The sequence below is a fragment of the Seohaeicola sp. genome, assembly GCF_048006315.1.
In the GTDB taxonomy this organism is placed as follows: domain Bacteria; phylum Pseudomonadota; class Alphaproteobacteria; order Rhodobacterales; family Rhodobacteraceae; genus Seohaeicola.
Map to the genome: position 1 here is coordinate 3,509,427 of NZ_CP180350.1, position 15,305 is coordinate 3,524,731.

At 62.5% G+C, this 15,305-nt stretch carries 16 protein-coding genes; 1 reads left to right on the forward strand and 15 read right to left on the reverse strand.

The window, feature by feature from the left end:
• Positions 1 to 2 precede the first annotated feature (2 nt).
• The 13 genes from ACMUJL_RS17410 to ACMUJL_RS17470 form a co-directional block, all read right to left on the reverse strand.
• On the reverse strand, positions 3 to 1,322 hold the full coding sequence (locus ACMUJL_RS17410) for an ATPase (RefSeq protein WP_068289705.1): 1,320 nt from the start codon (positions 1,320 to 1,322) through the stop codon (positions 3 to 5).
• 154 nt (positions 1,323 to 1,476) lie between these two features.
• Positions 1,477 to 2,007: a prepilin peptidase gene (locus ACMUJL_RS17415; RefSeq protein ID WP_068289710.1), complete on the reverse strand. Its 531-nt coding sequence runs from the start codon at positions 2,005 to 2,007 to the stop codon at positions 1,477 to 1,479.
• Between the two features lie 13 nt (positions 2,008 to 2,020).
• A complete protein-coding gene (locus ACMUJL_RS17420) occupies positions 2,021 to 2,878 on the reverse strand; it encodes a tetratricopeptide repeat protein (RefSeq protein ID WP_068289712.1) in 858 nt (285 codons plus the stop codon).
• 31 nt (positions 2,879 to 2,909) lie between these two features.
• Positions 2,910 to 3,482, reverse strand: coding sequence for a tetratricopeptide repeat protein (locus ACMUJL_RS17425; protein WP_375572133.1), 573 nt, complete (start codon positions 3,480 to 3,482; stop codon positions 2,910 to 2,912).
• Positions 3,483 to 3,489: 7 nt separating this feature from the next.
• A complete protein-coding gene (locus tag ACMUJL_RS17430) occupies positions 3,490 to 4,458 on the reverse strand; it encodes a type II secretion system F family protein (RefSeq protein ID WP_068289717.1) in 969 nt (322 codons plus the stop codon).
• A 12-nt stretch (positions 4,459 to 4,470) separates the two neighbouring features.
• A complete protein-coding gene (locus ACMUJL_RS17435) occupies positions 4,471 to 5,439 on the reverse strand; it encodes a type II secretion system F family protein (RefSeq protein WP_068289718.1) in 969 nt (322 codons plus the stop codon).
• A gap of 4 nt (positions 5,440 to 5,443) precedes the next feature.
• On the reverse strand, positions 5,444 to 6,910 hold the full coding sequence (locus ACMUJL_RS17440) for a CpaF family protein (RefSeq protein ID WP_068289724.1): 1,467 nt from the start codon (positions 6,908 to 6,910) through the stop codon (positions 5,444 to 5,446).
• Positions 6,911 to 6,932: 22 nt separating this feature from the next.
• Positions 6,933 to 8,186 (reverse strand): AAA family ATPase, encoded by a 1,254-nt coding sequence (locus ACMUJL_RS17445; protein ID WP_375572130.1) that lies wholly within the window; start codon positions 8,184 to 8,186, stop codon positions 6,933 to 6,935.
• A gap of 382 nt (positions 8,187 to 8,568) precedes the next feature.
• Positions 8,569 to 9,222, reverse strand: a complete 654-nt coding sequence (locus ACMUJL_RS17450) for an OmpA family protein (protein ID WP_068289729.1) — start codon at positions 9,220 to 9,222, stop codon at positions 8,569 to 8,571.
• A 16-nt stretch (positions 9,223 to 9,238) separates the two neighbouring features.
• Complete coding sequence (locus ACMUJL_RS17455) at positions 9,239 to 10,672, reverse strand: type II and III secretion system protein family protein (protein WP_068289731.1); 1,434 nt, start codon at positions 10,670 to 10,672, stop codon at positions 9,239 to 9,241.
• A gap of 267 nt (positions 10,673 to 10,939) precedes the next feature.
• A complete protein-coding gene (cpaB, locus tag ACMUJL_RS17460) occupies positions 10,940 to 11,806 on the reverse strand; it encodes a Flp pilus assembly protein CpaB (RefSeq protein WP_068289733.1) in 867 nt (288 codons plus the stop codon).
• A 189-nt stretch (positions 11,807 to 11,995) separates the two neighbouring features.
• A complete protein-coding gene (locus tag ACMUJL_RS17465) occupies positions 11,996 to 12,187 on the reverse strand; it encodes a hypothetical protein (RefSeq protein ID WP_068289735.1) in 192 nt (63 codons plus the stop codon).
• Positions 12,188 to 12,303: 116 nt separating this feature from the next.
• Entirely contained in the window at positions 12,304 to 12,486 is a 183-nt protein-coding gene (locus ACMUJL_RS17470) for a hypothetical protein (protein ID WP_068289737.1), read from the reverse strand.
• A 476-nt stretch (positions 12,487 to 12,962) separates the two neighbouring features.
• On the opposite strand from ACMUJL_RS17470, the gene ACMUJL_RS17475 reads away from it, so the two are divergent.
• Positions 12,963 to 13,790 carry a lytic transglycosylase domain-containing protein gene (locus ACMUJL_RS17475; RefSeq protein WP_375573842.1) on the forward strand — a complete coding sequence of 276 codons (828 nt, stop codon included), beginning with the start codon at positions 12,963 to 12,965 and terminating at the stop codon, positions 13,788 to 13,790.
• A 113-nt stretch (positions 13,791 to 13,903) separates the two neighbouring features.
• On the opposite strand, the gene ACMUJL_RS17480 is transcribed toward ACMUJL_RS17475, so the two are convergent.
• Both ACMUJL_RS17480 and ACMUJL_RS17485 read right to left on the reverse strand, forming a co-directional pair.
• Positions 13,904 to 14,533 carry a 3-oxoacid CoA-transferase subunit B gene (locus ACMUJL_RS17480; protein WP_068289745.1) on the reverse strand — a complete coding sequence of 210 codons (630 nt, stop codon included), beginning with the start codon at positions 14,531 to 14,533 and terminating at the stop codon, positions 13,904 to 13,906.
• Positions 14,533 to 15,237: a CoA transferase subunit A gene (locus tag ACMUJL_RS17485; RefSeq protein WP_068289748.1), complete on the reverse strand. Its 705-nt coding sequence runs from the start codon at positions 15,235 to 15,237 to the stop codon at positions 14,533 to 14,535. Before ACMUJL_RS17485 ends, ACMUJL_RS17480 begins: the two co-directional genes overlap by 1 nt.
• Positions 15,238 to 15,305 lie beyond the last annotated feature (68 nt).

The following is a 15,305-nucleotide window of genomic DNA, read 5'->3' on the forward strand; positions in this document are numbered from 1 at the left end:
GCTTATTTGACGATCTTTTCGTCTTTCACGAACATGTTGGCCCAGGCGCGGTCGATCAGGGCCGGGCTCATCTGGTTGGGGATGCCTTCGAACCGGCAGATCGAAATCATCTGATCGATCAGAAAGACAGGCTGATAGTTCGCATAGATATTGCCGATCGTGGGATATTTCACCTTCAGCAGGTGTACGAGGGTCGCCTCGTCCAGGGGCATGCCCTTCTTGCGCGCCACAAGCGCGAAGATCTTCAGGAAATTCTCCTGGTTGGGACCGTCGATCTTGATCTTGTAGAAGATCCGGCGCAACGCGGCCTGGTCGAAAATCTCGTTCGGATGGAAGTTGGTCGAGAAGACCACGAGCGTGTCGAAGGGCACTTCGAATTTTTCGCCCGATTGCAGGGCAAGGATGTCCTTGCTTTCTTCCAGCGGAACGATCCAGCGGTTCACAAGGCTTTGCGGCGGTTCGGCCTGGCGGCCAAGGTCGTCGACGATGAAGATGCCGCCCGTCGCCTTGAGTTGCAGCGGCGCCTGGTAGGTGCGCGCGGTCGGGTTATAGACCAGATCCAGCATCGACAGGCTGAGTTCGCCGCCCGTGATCACGGTCGGACGTTCGCAGCGCACATAGCGCGTGTCGAAGGTGCGCCGGCGACGCAGAGAGTTGGGGTCGTCCACCTCGACCTCGGCGGCGGAATGCACGATCGGGTCGTAGACGGTGATGACCTGACCCGCGTATTCGATGGCGCGCGGCACATAGATCTTGTCGCCCATCGCGTCCCGGATCCCGTTCGAGATCGAGGATTTGCCATTCCCCGGAGGGCCATACATCAGGATGGACCGGCCCGAGCTGACGGCGGGGCCAAGGTTGGACAGCAGGTCTTCGGGCAGGATCAGGTGGCCCATGGCGGTGGTCAGCTGCGAACGGGTGATCTGGATGTCGCGGATCGACTGGCGCTTGACCTGTTCGCGGTAGACCGACAGGGGGACCGGCATGGCGCCGAAATATTCGGATTGCGACAGGGCGTCCAGCGCGCGGGCCTTGCCCGCATCGGTCAGCTGATAGCCCATTTCGTTTCCGGCATTGGCGTTCAGCGTGCCTGTTGCCTCGAGAAGGCGCTGTTCACGCGCCATGTCGATCAGCTCCTGCGTGACCTGTCGCGGCAGGCAGACGGCCTCGGCCACCTCGGTGACCATGGTCACGTTCTTGCGGAACATGGTCTTCAGCAGGATGTCGCGCATCATCACGACGGGAAGGCGCATTTCGGCGATGCTGCTGGGCGGCGGTGGGGCTGTCACGCGGGTCTGCGCGGGGGCGGTCTGCATGTTCATGGGCGTGCCTGTCCGTTATGCGGGTCCGGGGTGTTCCTGCCTGTCCTGTGTCGGACGGATGGTCCAAGACCTGCCCTGATAAAGTGGCAAAATGATGGAATGGACGGGGAATCCGCGCGAAATCGGCCGCGTGCGGCAACGGCGTACGGGGGGGTCAGCTGCCGTAAAGCGCCGCAAGCCCCAGGTAGATCGCAAGGCTGCTGCCCAGCGACAGGCCCATCGGGAAATCCTTGCGTCTTTCCCAGCTTTCCCAGTCAGGCGCCAGACGGCGCAGGGGGCTGCGCCCTGCCAGCCTGTGCGTCAGAAAGCCCGCCAGCAGCGTGACGGCCAGCAGCATCATCATGAAACTGACATCGGCCAGCATCACGAAGGGCGCGGCGGCGGCCGCGAACTTGGCATCGCCCGCGCCAAAGGCCCCGGCGGCGTTCAGCACAATCCCGGCCAGCAGGATCACGACAAGGTTCACAAGCTGCAGGCCCAGCACCGGCAGCGGCAACACGAAAACACCGACCAGCAGGAAAACGGCCACCAGCGCCAGCACCGCCTTGTTGGGAATGCGCATGGCGCGCAGATCGCTGAGGATCACCCAGAAACAGATCGGCAGGCTGGCCAGGAAAAACCAGAACGCGGCCTGCGCGGGCAGGGCGAACAAGGGCTCTGACAGGGTCGGACCTGGTGTCAGCATCGCGCGCGACCGATCAGCCGCGCACGTTGTTTTCCAGCGCCGCAAGGCTGCGCACGGCCTCGTCGAAATGCTGGGGATGGGTTTCCACCGCGTCGCGCAGCAGGTTCTTGCCGATCTCGACATCGCCCTGCTTGACGGCGCTCAGGCCAAGCGTGTGCAGCAGTTGTGCGCGCTCCAGCTGGGTCATGGGCATGACGGGCAGGGCATAGTTGCGCTGCGCCGCGCGGGCCAGAACCAGGTTGTTCTTGGCGGTGAACAGCTTGTTGTCCTGCCGGATCGCATCGGTGAACAGCCGCTCGGCCTCGGCATAGGAGCCGCGGGTCAGCTTGGAAAAGCCCCAGTTGTTCATCACGCCGGCGGGGCGCGTGGTCAGGCCGAGGGCGATTTCATAGAAACTGTCGGCGCGCTTCCAGTCCTTGTTGGCGTCGGCCACCATCGCTTCCAGCCGGTAGCGCTTGAATGTCTCATGGGTGGGGGGCACGGCGTTCAGCGTCTTGCGCGCCTCGTCCCATTCGCCGGCGCGGATCAGCGCGTCCGCCAGTTCGACGCGATCCTCGTCTGTTGCCTCGGGATGGGCGATCACGCCGCGCCAGGCCGCCGTCGCCTCGGAGGGGCGTTGCGCGCGCACAAGCGACACGGCCAGCCCGCGCCTGAGGTCGATGCGATCAGGCTGTTCACCCGATGTGCGCGTGAAATAGGCCACGGCTTCATTGGGGTCCGCCACGGTCAGCATGATGTCGCTGAGGTTGCTTTCATCGACGACATTCACGGCCTGAAGGGCACGTTCCACGTCGTTTCCGCCTGCATTCTGGCACCCTGCCAGACCAAACACCCCTGCTGCGCAGAGGGTCACGAAAATGGGGTGGCGCATGTTCTGCGTCCTTTTTTGCTGCTCTACCTTGTCACGGTATACGACGCAGAAGGAACTCGCTGCTTCCACGCCGCACCATCTTGTACTCTTGATCAGCCTCATCATAGCCCTGATTTTCGATTTTTGCGAGGGCCAAGCGCAGATTGTCGCGGATTGAGTCACTTTCGCCATTGTCCAGCGCATAGGCCCGCCGAAAGATCTGTTCGGCCTCGGCCGCATCGCCCTTTTCCATCAGCACGACGCCAAGGTTGTTCCAGGTTTCGGGAATGGCCTCGTCGGTGGCGATGGCGCGGCGCAGCAGGGTTTCCGCCTGGCCCAGACGGCCAAGCCCAAGGTTTGCGCTGCCCAGGGCCGACAGCACGTCCACGGTCAACCCATCCTCATAGGCGGCCCGCGTGAAGGCCTTGAGCGCCAGCTCGAACTCCCCCGCGGCCATCAGCCGGTGGCCCACGATCAGCCCATCCTCGGACTTGGCGCCGGGGCGGATGCCGGGCGCATAGGGACTGTCCGCAGATGTGCCAAAGCCGCCTGTCGAACAGGCGGCCAAGGACAAGGTGATCCCCAGTGCAAGGGCAGGGCGAAGCCCGCGAAGGCGTAAGGCCATGATGAGTTTACATGTTCCCCAGATTCTGAATCCCCACCACCGAAGGTCCGACCAGAATGATCAGCAACGGCGGCACGGTCAGCATCATAGTGACAAGTGTCATCTTGGTAGGCAACTTGTTTGCCTTCTCTTCGGCGCGCATCACGCGTTTGTCACGCATCTCGTCCGCATAGACCCGCAGCGCATCCGCGATCGAGGTGCCGAAGGTCGCCGATTGCACCAGAACGGTCACGAAGCTCGAGATATCGGCCACGCCGCAGCGTTCGCCCATGTCGGCCAGAACGGTCGGCTTGTCCTTGCCGGCCTTGATCTCGTAGCTGACGATCTCGAATTCGTCCGACAGCGACGGATAGGAGGCGCGCAGTTCGCGCGCGACGCGGATGATGGACTGGTCCAGCGACTGGCCCGCCTCGATGCAGACCAGCATCATGTCCAGCGCGTCGGGAAAGCCCGAGGTGATCTCTTCCTGGCGTTGTTGCTGGCGCTTGGTCACCCAGTACTTGGGCAGCATGTAGCCTACGATGCCAGGCCCCAGGATATACATCATGGCGTCCTGCGTCGTGGTGTCTGGCAGGCCCGCCAGATTGAGAAGATAGTAGACCACGCCGCCGATCAGGAACAGGATGCCCAAGGAAAATTGCGCAAAATGGAAGAAACGCACAGAATCCTTGCTGCGATAGCCCGCTTGCATCAGCTTCTTGCGGACAGCCGAATATTCCTCTTCGTTCTGCGGTTCCAGGAAGTTCGAATATTTCTCAAGCTTGTCATTGCCCTTGGCACTGCGCAGCGTCTTTCCGGTCGCGGCGGTGTTGCGCCCCGATCCGGTGCTTTCGCGCAGTTTCTCCAGCGGGTCCTTGCGCTGGTTCAGCATCATCGGGATCGTCGCGAGGATCAGCGCCAGACCCAGCCCGCCGATCAAAAGGAAGGGCCCCATCGCGCCGAAATGCCGGGTCAGAAGGTCGTTGATGAAATCCATGTTCGTTTCTCCTCAGACCTTGATGTTGACCAGCATGCGCATGACGATCAGGTTGGCGGCCAGGAACAGGCCCACCGCGATACAGGCCGGGATGAACCAGGGGTGGTCCAGCACGTCGTCATAGTAGTTCGGATCCAGCACGTTGATCGCGATCAGGGCGAAGATTGGGAAACCCGACAGGAATTTGCCCGACCACTGCGCTTCGGCGGTAATCGCCTTGACGCGGCGGAACAGGCGGAAACGGGCGCGGATCACGCGCGACAGACCGGCCAGGATCTCGGCAAGGTTGCCGCCTGACTGCTGCTGGATGGTCACCGCGACGGCCAGGAAGCGAAGGTCCTGCATGTCCAGGCGTTCCGCCATGTCCTTGAGCGCCTCGCCGATGTCGCGGCCATAGGCGGATTCATCCGCGATGATGCCGAATTCGGTGGCCAGCGGGTCTGCGACTTCCTTGGCCACGATCGAAATGGCCGAAGAGAAGGGATGGCCCACGCGCAGCGACCGCACCATCAGTTCGACGGCATCGGGCAATTGCTCTTCGATCATCGCGATGCGCTTCTTGGCCTTGTTGTTGACCCAGAAATAGACGCCGCCCACGCCAATGGCGACCGACAGCACCGCGCGGATCGGCGGCTCTGTCTCGGTGCCGATGGTCAGGCCCAGGAACGAGATGACGCTGACGCCGATCATGATCATGATCAGCTGCACAGGCGTAAAGGCGATGGCGGCCTTTTGCGCGCGATCGGCCAGCATCGAATAGAGCGGGATCGAGCGCGAGTTCATGTGCTGGCGCATTTCCTTGCGCAGCGTCTCCATGACCTCTTCGCGGCGCGTGCCCTTTTCCAGCATCTCCAGACGCCGGTTCACGCGGTTGTTCAGGCTGATCGACTTGCCGAAAACGGTCAGGTACAGGCCTTCGACCAGGACAAGGACGCCGAAGAAGATCAGGCCGTAGATAAGCGGCTCTATGCTGATGGCCATGGTCTTACTCCGCTGCGATGGGCTCGAAAATGGAGGCGGGCAGGTCGTAGCCCCACAACCGGAACCGTTCCGAGAAGTGGCTGCGCACACCGGTGGCCGTGAAATGGCCGATGATCTTGTTCTCCGGGGTCAGGCCGACGCGCTGGAACTTGAAGACTTCCTGCATCGAGATGACCTCGCCCTCCATGCCCGTGATCTCGGTGATCGAGGTCATGCGGCGGCTGCCATCCTGCAGGCGGCTGGCCTGCACGATCAGGTTGACGGCGCTTGCGATCTGGCTGCGCACGGCCTTGATCGGCATCTCGATACCCGCCATGGCGATCATGTTTTCCAGTCGGCTGACACCGTCGCGCGCGCTGTTGGCGTGGATCGTGGTCATCGACCCGTCGTGGCCCGTGTTCATCGCCTGCAGCATGTCGATCACTTCCTCGCCGCGGGTTTCACCCACGATGATCCGGTCGGGGCGCATCCGCAGCGCGTTGCGCAGACAGTCGCGCTGGGTCACCGCGCCCTTGCCTTCGACGTTGGGCGGGCGGCTTTCCATCCGGCCGACATGGACCTGCTGCAGCTGAAGTTCGGCCGTATCCTCGATCGTCAGGATCCGTTCCGAGTTGTCGATGAAGGACGACAGCGCGTTCAGCGTGGTCGTCTTGCCCGAACCCGTACCGCCAGAGACGATGATGTTCAGGCGCGTGGCGACCGCGGCCTGCAGATAGGCGGCCATTTCCTCGGAAAAGGCGCCGAAGCGGACCAGGTCGTCGATCCCCAGTTTTTCCTTCTTGAACTTACGGATGGACACCAGGCTGCCATCGACCGCGACAGGCGGCACCATGGCGTTGAAACGCGAGCCATCCGCAAGGCGGGCGTCGACATAGGGGTTGGATTCGTCGACACGCCGACCCACGGCGGACACGATCTTGTCGATGATCCGCAACAGGTGCCGTTCGTCCTTGAAGGTGATGTCGGTCAGTTCCAGCTTGCCACCGCGTTCGACGAAGATGCGCTGCGGCCCGTTCACCAGGATATCGTTGACGCTGTCATCCTTCAGCAGGGTTTCCAGCGGCCCAAGGCCCTTGACCTCGTCATAGAGTTCCTGGGTCAGCTGCGTGCGATCCTCGCGGTTCAGCACGATCCCCTTTTCCTCGAGGAACTCGGACGCGATCGAGGTGATTTCCGAGCGCAGATCGCTTTCGGTCGCGCTTTCCAGCGCGCTGAGGTTCAGGTTGTCCAGCAGCGCGCGGTGCAGTTCCAGCTTGATCTCGCCCAGGCGTTCGCGACGCTTGCGGTCGCGGTCCATTGCCACGGTCTGTGCAGGGGCAATGGCTTGCGCGCGCCGCATCGACGCCGGCAGAGGGCTTGCGCCTGCATCCACGGGGCGGGTTGCCGGTTGTACAGCGGGTTTTGCCGTCGCAAGCGCAGGCTTGGCGGCCGAGTCCTTGGCGTCACCACTCTTTTTGTAGCGTGAAAACATTGTCTTTTCCCCCGGTTACTGTTCAGGCCGCTTCCACGTCGCTTTGACCCAGCTCATGCAAGGACAGGGCCAGTTTGGCGATTTCCTTGCGCAGCGGGTTTTTCGCGGCGCTCAGCGCCAAGGGCAGGCCGTGATCGGCCCCCTGGGTCACCTGTTTGCCGCCATCAGGCAGCAGAAGATCGATCGAGATGCCCAGGCTTTCGGCCATGCGCTTGACCCGGCTCTTGCCGCTCAGGTCGGTAAAGCCCGGCGCGCGGTTCAACGCGAAGCGCAGTTTCTGGAAGGGCAGGTCCTCGGCCTGAAGCGCGCGCTTTAGGCGCAGCGCGTTCTGTGCCGACCGCATGTCCAGTTCCAGCAGGGCGAAATAGACATGCGCGCTGTTCAGCACCGCTTCTGTCCATTGCACCAAGGTGCGCGGCATGTCGATCACCACGTAATCGAACTGCTGACGGGCCATGCCGATCAGGCGGTTGATGTCGTCGGATCCGACAAGGTCCATCGGCAGCATGTCCGCGGGCGAGGTCAGCACCTGAAGCTTTTCCTCGAAGCTGATCATGGCGGCCGTGAAACTGTCGCTGTCCATGGATTCGGTATCCGACATAAGCTCGAACACCGCTTCGCGGCGGGGCAGGTCCAGAAAGGTCGAGACCGAGCCATACTGCAGATCAAGATCAAGAATGCAGACGCGCGGTTCGGGCTTGCCCTTCTTTGCGACGTTGCACAATTCCCACGCCAGGTTCACCGCGAAGGTGGTCGCACCTGTACCACCGGCAAGGCCCTGCACGGCCAGCACCACGCCTTCGCGGTCATGGGACGATTTGCGGGCGGTCGCGGTGGTTTCGGGGGCGGCCAGCACGGGGGCCGGTTCAGGCATGCGAATCCGGTCGATGGCCGAGGCCAGTTCGTTCTCGGGCAAGGGGTAGGGCACGAATTCATCGGCGCCCTGGCGCAACAGCTGGTGCAAGGCGGCGGGGCTGACATCCTCCGCGATCAGGATCACGCGGATGTTGCGGCTGCGCGCGTGGCGAATGATCTCGCCCAGAAGCACGAGGTTGTCCTCATCTTCCTGGTCCATCGCGATGGCCACGAATTCAAGCGCATCGGCATCGGGCTGCGACAGGAAGGCCAGGGCCTCTCCAAAGCCCAGATCGCCCCAGCTTTCACCAAGGACCGCTTCCATGTCCTCGATCAGCAGATCGAAATTCTGCACGTCGCGGCTGATCGTGCAGGCCAGGATCGGTGCCGGTTCCGCGGGGGAATGTGCTGTGCTACTCATTGCGCCTCTTGTCCTCTGACGTCGGGGGCCGTCGTCTGGCAAGGCAGGAGCAATGTGAACCTCTGACGGGTTCATTCCTGTTCCGGCATCCGACCACCCGTGCCCGGCACATGCCGGACAAAGCTAACCCTTTGGAGGTAAGGTCGCGGAAAATCTGGGCAACATTAGGGCTAAAAGATCGTAATTGTACGGTATCATTGGACGATCAAAACGCGGTTCTGACGCTTGCGTCAGGCGCGGATCGCGCTGGCGATGCCTTGCCCGTCAGGCCCTGCGCCCTATGTGCGGCGCTTCCTATGTCGTTGAATAGTCGTATAAAAACCTGTTTCTGCCTGTTCGGGGCAGGGTTGTGCCATGCCGGGGAGGGGACCCCGGCAAGGGATCATTCGGCCTGGCTGCCGGCTTCCGCGACGCCGCTCAGCGTGCTGGCGGGCATCGCGCTGTTCACGTATTCGCGATAAATGATCTGCGCATATTTGCCGTCCAGTTCGCCGTGCCGCTTCTCGACCACGCCTGACACTTCGGTGACGGTGCGGCGGTTGCGCCGTTCGCGCCCTTCGGTGACGATCAGCGGCTGTGTCTCGCCGAACGAGGCCACCGCTTCCAGTCGCGAACGGCTGATTCCCTGGCTGACCAGGTAGCCGACCACGGCCTGCGCGCGGCGCAGGCCCAGTGTCTTGTTGTAGCTGTCGGATCCGACAAGGTCGGTATGGCCATAGACGCGGAAGCGCACTTCGGGGAACTGGCGGATCCAGCGGGCCTGCTCGCGCAGGGTTTCGCGTGCCCCTTCATCCAGTACGGCCGAGTTGAACGCGAAGTTCACCATCGGCGACACTTCCTGCGAGAAGCGCCGGGACATGTCGATCACGAAGTTCTGGCGATTGGTCATCGCCAGGGTGTTGTTCATCGTGGCGTTGCCGAAGCTGCCGTCATCGAGACTGGCCCCGGCTTCACCCTGGAAGCTGCGATAGATGGGATCGGAGCCGGAACAGGCACTGACGCCCAGAAGCCCTATAACTGCGAGAGTCTTGTACATGTTCCCCTGCATCCGATCAGTCCATTACATATCCATAAGACCCGTTGAAATCCTGTTTGGCAACCTCGCCGGCCGCGCCGCGCAGGGCAGGCTGACCGTCGCGGGCAACACGGCCGAACAGGAACAGGTCACGCTCGCTTGGCGGGCGGATCCGGTCGGTCGGCAGGGCCAGGGCATCGCCACGTGTCGGCGTGACCAGATGGGCCGTGACGATGATGACAAGCTCGGATTGGGCGCGACGGAAATCCGCGCTGCGGAAAAGAGAGCCCAGAACCGGGATGTCGCCCAGCCACGGCACCTGTCCGGCGGTATCGCGGAAATCGTCCTGCAGCAGGCCCGCGACCGCAAAGCTTTCGCCATCGCGCAACTCGACCGTGGTCGATGTCTCGCGCCGCTGGAAGGCATCGATGCGGAAGGCGTTCAACTCGATCCCGTTGTTCGGGTCCAGAGACGAGACCGCGGCCATCATCTCGAGGTTGATCAGATCGCCATCCACGACGCGCGGCACGAAATTCAGCTCGATCCCGAAGGGCTTGAATTCGATCGTGATCGTGCCGCCGTCCTGTGCCACGGGCACGGGGTATTCGCCGCCGGCCAGGAACTTGGCTTCCTGTCCTGACAGGGCGACCAGGTTCGGCTCGGCCAGGGTGCGCACAACCCCTTTGGTTTCAAGGGCTTCCAGCAGGATGCCTACTTCGACCGCACCGGCGCCGAAGCCCAGCAGCATGGCGCCGTTGTTCGAGTTGATGGCCGGGATGCTGCCCGTGATCGCGTTGGTCTGGGCGCCCAGGTTGTTGAGTGTATTGCTGCCGCCCGAAACGCCAAGATCATTGCCGAAGGCGCTGCCGTTCAGGGCCAGCGACGCGCTGAGCGATTTCGACACGCTGCGCTGCATCTCGGCAAAGCGCACCTTGAGCATCACCTGCTGCACACCGCCAACGGTCATCAGGTTGGACACCCGTTCCGGCGCGTAGCGTTCCGCCAGATCCAGCGCGCGCTGCAGTTTCTGGGTGCTCGACACCGTGCCCGACAGAACGATCCCGTCATTGGCGGTGCGCACCTCGATCTTTTCGCCGGGCAGGATCTGGCCCAGGCGTTCCTTGAACTCGCTGACATCGGCTGCGACGCGTACATCCACGTTCGTGATCAGCTGCCCGCTGGCGTCCAGCAGGGTCAGCGTTGTGATCCCCGGGGACTTGCCCAGCACGTAGATCGTGCGCTCGGACAGGGACGAGATGTCCGCGATGGCCGGATTGGCGATCGAAAGTTCCGCGAAGGGAACTTCGCTTTCGACCACGACCGCGCGGTTCATCGGGACGGCAAGGTTTGCTGAACGGCCTTCCTGAAGGACGCGAACGGTTTCCGCCTGCGCCTGTGGAACAAGCATGAATGGGCCGTGCCCAACAGCCAGCCCGAGAAGGGCGGCCTTGATAAATCTGTCAATTTTCATGTGACCTGCCTTTCCGATCACGCCTCAAATTGCGGGTCTTTTGTCGCCCACTTTCGGCAAAGCATGGGGCATTTCGATATTTATTGCAAGAATCAAGAGGTTCAGAAGCCGTGTTTATGTGGATATTATGCCATAGTGACCTTTTGGTCGGGGATGAACTGGCGCCTGCCAAACGACCGGGAACAGAAAAAAGGACAGATCCCTTGCGGAATCTGTCCCTCTGTCTGTCGGGGCTGCGGCCAGTTGCGGCCTGCCTTGCCTGCCCTGTCAGTTGGTGCAGGGGATCGCCAGCTCAACCACTTCGGCGCCGCGGCGCACACGGGTCGTGCAGACTTCTTCCTTTTCGATCTCGACCGGGGCCGCGATGGGGGCGCTGACCAGACCCAGCAGAGCCCGCTGGTCGACCTCGATGGCTTCGGCGATCGTATCGTCATTGGCGCCCACCAGCGACAGCGACAGCCGCCCCGTGGATTGCGCCTGCGCCAGGGCCGCCACCTGGTCGGGACGGGCCGCCACAGTCACCGTGCGTGCGATCAGGGCCTCGGACATGCCGCCGTCGGCGCTTTGGTCCACTGCGATCAGGCGCACGTTGGCCTCGATCAGCTTGGTGATCTCGCCGCGTGCCTCGCCCGTGATGTCCTGATTGATCGAGCCTGTCCAATAGACATCGACCCGGTCACCCGGACGCAGGAAACCCGACACGCCCGAAGCGACATCGACCTTGATCGCAAAGGCCCGCATCCCGCGTTCGATCCGCGAGTTGATGCCCGCATCCTCGCCCGGAAGGCTGATCTTGCTGGCCATCAGCGCCTCATCCTTTTCGATGATGCGCAGGACATAGCGGGGCGCCGTGTTGTTTTCGGGGAAAATGTCGGTCATGGCGGCGAAGGTGCCTTCGGGAATGGCATTGCTGGGCCATTTCACCGCGCGCAGGTCCTCTGCGGTAAGCACATCACCGTAATTCAGGGTCTTGTTGGCCACGAAGACCTCGACCGTCGGGATGATCTGGCTTTGTGCGCTCTGCGCCTGGGCCAGTTGCATCTGGTATGCGTCAAATTGCTTCTTCGCCATCATCACGGCAAAACCGGCCAAACCGACACCGGCAATGAGAACAAGTCCAAAGACAGCTCGCATGGTGGTACCCTTCCTGTGTCTGCTCCCGTCGCATCAGAGATGTCGGGAAATGATCTACTGCTCGAATGCAGTGTAATGACGCAATATGGCCAAATCAGGGAGGCCTTGCGGATTTGGCGTGTCCTGCGGCCTTGGTCTTTCCGCGCCGGTCAGGCGATCAGGGCCGCGGGCTGTGTGCGCGGCGCGTCGTCAATCGAGGTAGGTGGCCATGAAGCTGCTTGTGTCGTCGGCCAGGCCCGTTGCGCCATCCCGCATGGTGCCATAGCCTGCGGACAGCAAGGTCACGGCAAGGGCGGTGAGGACCACCCAGTCGGCAGTGATCGCGCCATCCCTGGCGGTGCTGAACCGTCTGATCCGGGCGATGAACGTGGAGATCTTCATTCTACTTCTCCTACCGGCAGAACAGGGCACGGGTGGGGCGCGCCGGATCGCCCATCAAACAAGAAGGCCGCACCCGGCTGGGCGGGAGCGGCCTGAACGTTCACCTAAGCCACGGCTCAGTTGTTCGGGTTCTGCGTGCCCATGAAGGTGTTGGTCTGGGCAGTCAGGTTGGTTGCGCCGGTCTCGATCGAGGAGTAGGCGGCGACGGCCAGGCCAACAACGGCTGCGGTCAGCACGACCCAGTCAACAGTCACGGCGCCGGATTCGTCTTTGCTGAAGTTCTTGAAGAATTTAATCATTTTGTGTCCCTCCAAAGGATCAGTTGCTCAGTTGCACAACCGCGCCGGCGACTGTCTGGGCTGTCTCTCTCTTGGCCCGTCTCCGTTTCGGTATGGCCTGATATAGCCAGTGGATTGGGGCAACAGTTTGACGTGAATCGCGCGTTTTATCTTTTTGGGACCGGCACCCGAAAGTCGGGATTAAGTGCCTGTTAAGTAATGATAAAAAACTATCTAAAGATAATATATTTGTAACTTTGGAGTGCAGATTGCGGCAATGGAGGTGGCGGATCCGGGCCTGTGCGGCCCGCGATTCGCATGAATCACTGGCTCCGGATCGCGTTTTCTGCGATGATGCACGACACAAGATCGAGCAAACGACGACGACAAAGGCAGGCATTTCCGCGATGTGGCGGTTCTTCGACGTGAAACGTGGGCACGATCCGCGCCGATTCGGCTGCGGTGGCCGTGGGCTGGGCCTGGTCCTGGCGCTGGCGATGCAGCCCTTGTCCGCCGCAGGCGTGATCGGGGCCTCCACCTGGATGCTCGCGGCGCCGGTTGCGGCGCAGGACAAGCCGGCCTTTCCCGATTTCACCTTCAAGCGCGTGCGCCCCCCCGAAGCCGGCAGCACCGCGCCGCGGATCACCGTGCAGATCGAACCGCAACCCGTGGCCGTCGCGCGCCCCGCAGCGCCCGTAGTTCCGGATGCAGGGGCCGCCGTGACGGTGCCGGGCCGCTATGGCTGGTTCTGGGAGGCGGTCTCGCCCGCGCTGGACGACAGCGGACCCGGACGGCTGGAACCGGCGCTGATCCAGATCGCCAATGCGAGGCAGGAGCAGCAGATCGCCGCGCCGCGCCTGAGCGATCTTCTGGGCATCGCGCGCGCGCATCAGCCCGCCTTACTGCTCAATACGGTGGGCACGCGGGTCTCGCCCGCGCTGGCGCTGGCGGTGATCGCGGTGGAATCCTCGGGTCGCGCGGATGCCGTCAGTGCGGCGGGGGCGGTGGGGCTGATGCAGCTGATCCCGGCCACGGCTGACCGGTTCGGCGTGGAGGACAGTCTGAATGCCACGCAGAACATCAAGGGCGGTGTGGCCTATCTGGATTGGCTGCTGCAGGAGTTCGATGGCGATCCTATCATGGCGCTGGCTGGCTACAATGCAGGCGAGAACGCGGTGAAACGGCATGGCGGCGTGCCGCCCTTTGCCGAGACACGCGATTATGTGCCCAAGGTGCTGGCGGCCTTCGCGGTGGCGCGCAACCTGTGCAAGACGCCGCCTCAGTTGATTTCGGACGGGTGCGTTTTCAACTTCGGCGAGGGGTGACACAGATCCGCCTTGTGCCTGTCGCATCCGTGGCGGTTGGATATTTGCAGCAAGAAGAAACGCAAAAGGCCCGCGTGGCATGACGCGGGCCTTCGCGTTGCCTGATGCCTGCGTCAGTCGACGATGGTGGCCAGGGTGGCTGCGCGCAGTTCGGCTTCGGTCACGCCATCGGCGGTCTCGACGATCCTGAGGCCACCTTCTACCACGTCCAGCACACCGAGGTTGGTGATGATGCGGTCGACCACCGCCTTGCCGGTCAGCGGCAGGGTGCAGACGGGCAGCACCTTGCTTTCGCCCGCCTTGTTGGTGTGATCCATCACAACCACCACGCGGCCCACGCCCGCGACCAGGTCCATCGCGCCACCCATGCCCTTGACCAGCTTGCCCGGGATCATCCAGTTGGCGAGGTCCCCCTGTTCGGACACTTCCATCGCGCCCAGGATCGCCATGGCGATCTTGCCGCCGCGGATCATCCCGAAGGAGGTGGCGCTGTCGAAATAGGCGGTCTGCGGCAGTTCGGTGATCGTCTGCTTGCCCGCGTTGATCAGGTCGGGGTCTTCCTCGCCCTCAAGCGGGAAGGGGCCCATGCCCAGCATGCCGTTCTCGGACTGCAGCGTCACTTCCACGCCTTCGGGGATGTAGTTGCTGACCAGCGTCGGGATCCCGATCCCGAGGTTCACGTACCAGCCGTCCTGCAGTTCCTGCGCCGCGCGTGCGGCCATCTGGTTGCGATCCCAAGGCATTATGCGTTCTCCCGTTTCCGAACCGTGCGCTGTTCGATGCGTTTCTCGTGCTGCCCCTGGATGATGCGGTGCACATAGATGCCGGGCAGGTGGATGTGATCGGGATCCAGGCTGCCGGTCGGCACGATTTCTTCGACCTCGACCACGCAGACCTTGCCGCACATGGCCGCCGGCGGGTTGAAGTTGCGCGCGGTCTTGCGGAACACCAGGTTGCCGGTGGCATCGGCCTTCCAGGCCTTCACGATGGACAGATCGGCGAAGATGCCGCGTTCCATGATATAGGTCTGGCCGTCGAAATCCTTGTGCTCCTTGCCCTCGGCGATCACCGTGCCCACGCCTGTCTTGGTGTAGAAGCCGGGGATCCCCGCGCCGCCGGCGCGCATCCGCTCGGCCAGGGTGCCCTGGGGATTGAATTCAAGCTCAAGCTCGCCGGACAGGTACTGGCGCATGAATTCCGCGTTCTCGCCCACGTAGGACGAGATCATCTTCTTCACCTGTTTCGTCTGCAGCAGGATCCCGATGCCGAAATCATCCACGCCCGCGTTGTTCGACGCAAAGGTCAGATCCTTCGTGCCCGCGTCCTTGATCGCCTGCAGCAGCAGTTCCGGAATCCCGCACAGGCCGAACCCGCCGGACGCGATGAACATGCCGTCAAACAGCAGCCCGTCCAGCGCCTCGGCCGCCGAAGTGTAGACTTTCTTCATTGATATCTCCCTCGCATCCGCGTTGCGGCCTTGTTTGCCGCCGGTAGTGGCAAGAGTTCAATCAAATG

What these genes read in the sequence shown, in the direction of transcription:
- ACMUJL_RS17410 (WP_068289705.1), bottom strand. Translation starts at nt 1,322, where the DNA reads ATGAACATGCAGACCGCCCCCGCGCAGACCCGCGTGACAGCCCCACCG.
- ACMUJL_RS17415 (WP_068289710.1), bottom strand. Translation starts at nt 2,007, where the DNA reads ATGCTGACACCAGGTCCGACCCTGTCAGAGCCCTTGTTCGCCCTGCCC.
- ACMUJL_RS17420 (WP_068289712.1), bottom strand. Translation starts at nt 2,878, where the DNA reads ATGCGCCACCCCATTTTCGTGACCCTCTGCGCAGCAGGGGTGTTTGGT.
- ACMUJL_RS17425 (WP_375572133.1), bottom strand. Translation starts at nt 3,482, where the DNA reads ATGGCCTTACGCCTTCGCGGGCTTCGCCCTGCCCTTGCACTGGGGATC.
- ACMUJL_RS17430 (WP_068289717.1), bottom strand. Translation starts at nt 4,458, where the DNA reads ATGGATTTCATCAACGACCTTCTGACCCGGCATTTCGGCGCGATGGGG.
- ACMUJL_RS17435 (WP_068289718.1), bottom strand. Translation starts at nt 5,439, where the DNA reads ATGGCCATCAGCATAGAGCCGCTTATCTACGGCCTGATCTTCTTCGGC.
- ACMUJL_RS17440 (WP_068289724.1), bottom strand. Translation starts at nt 6,910, where the DNA reads ATGTTTTCACGCTACAAAAAGAGTGGTGACGCCAAGGACTCGGCCGCC.
- ACMUJL_RS17445 (WP_375572130.1), bottom strand. Translation starts at nt 8,186, where the DNA reads ATGAGTAGCACAGCACATTCCCCCGCGGAACCGGCACCGATCCTGGCC.
- ACMUJL_RS17450 (WP_068289729.1), bottom strand. Translation starts at nt 9,222, where the DNA reads ATGTACAAGACTCTCGCAGTTATAGGGCTTCTGGGCGTCAGTGCCTGT.
- ACMUJL_RS17455 (WP_068289731.1), bottom strand. Translation starts at nt 10,672, where the DNA reads ATGAAAATTGACAGATTTATCAAGGCCGCCCTTCTCGGGCTGGCTGTT.
- cpaB (WP_068289733.1), bottom strand. Translation starts at nt 11,806, where the DNA reads ATGCGAGCTGTCTTTGGACTTGTTCTCATTGCCGGTGTCGGTTTGGCC.
- ACMUJL_RS17465 (WP_068289735.1), bottom strand. Translation starts at nt 12,187, where the DNA reads ATGAAGATCTCCACGTTCATCGCCCGGATCAGACGGTTCAGCACCGCC.
- ACMUJL_RS17470 (WP_068289737.1), bottom strand. Translation starts at nt 12,486, where the DNA reads ATGATTAAATTCTTCAAGAACTTCAGCAAAGACGAATCCGGCGCCGTG.
- ACMUJL_RS17475 (WP_375573842.1), top strand. Translation starts at nt 12,963, where the DNA reads ATGCAGCCCTTGTCCGCCGCAGGCGTGATCGGGGCCTCCACCTGGATG.
- ACMUJL_RS17480 (WP_068289745.1), bottom strand. Translation starts at nt 14,533, where the DNA reads ATGCCTTGGGATCGCAACCAGATGGCCGCACGCGCGGCGCAGGAACTG.
- ACMUJL_RS17485 (WP_068289748.1), bottom strand. Translation starts at nt 15,237, where the DNA reads ATGAAGAAAGTCTACACTTCGGCGGCCGAGGCGCTGGACGGGCTGCTG.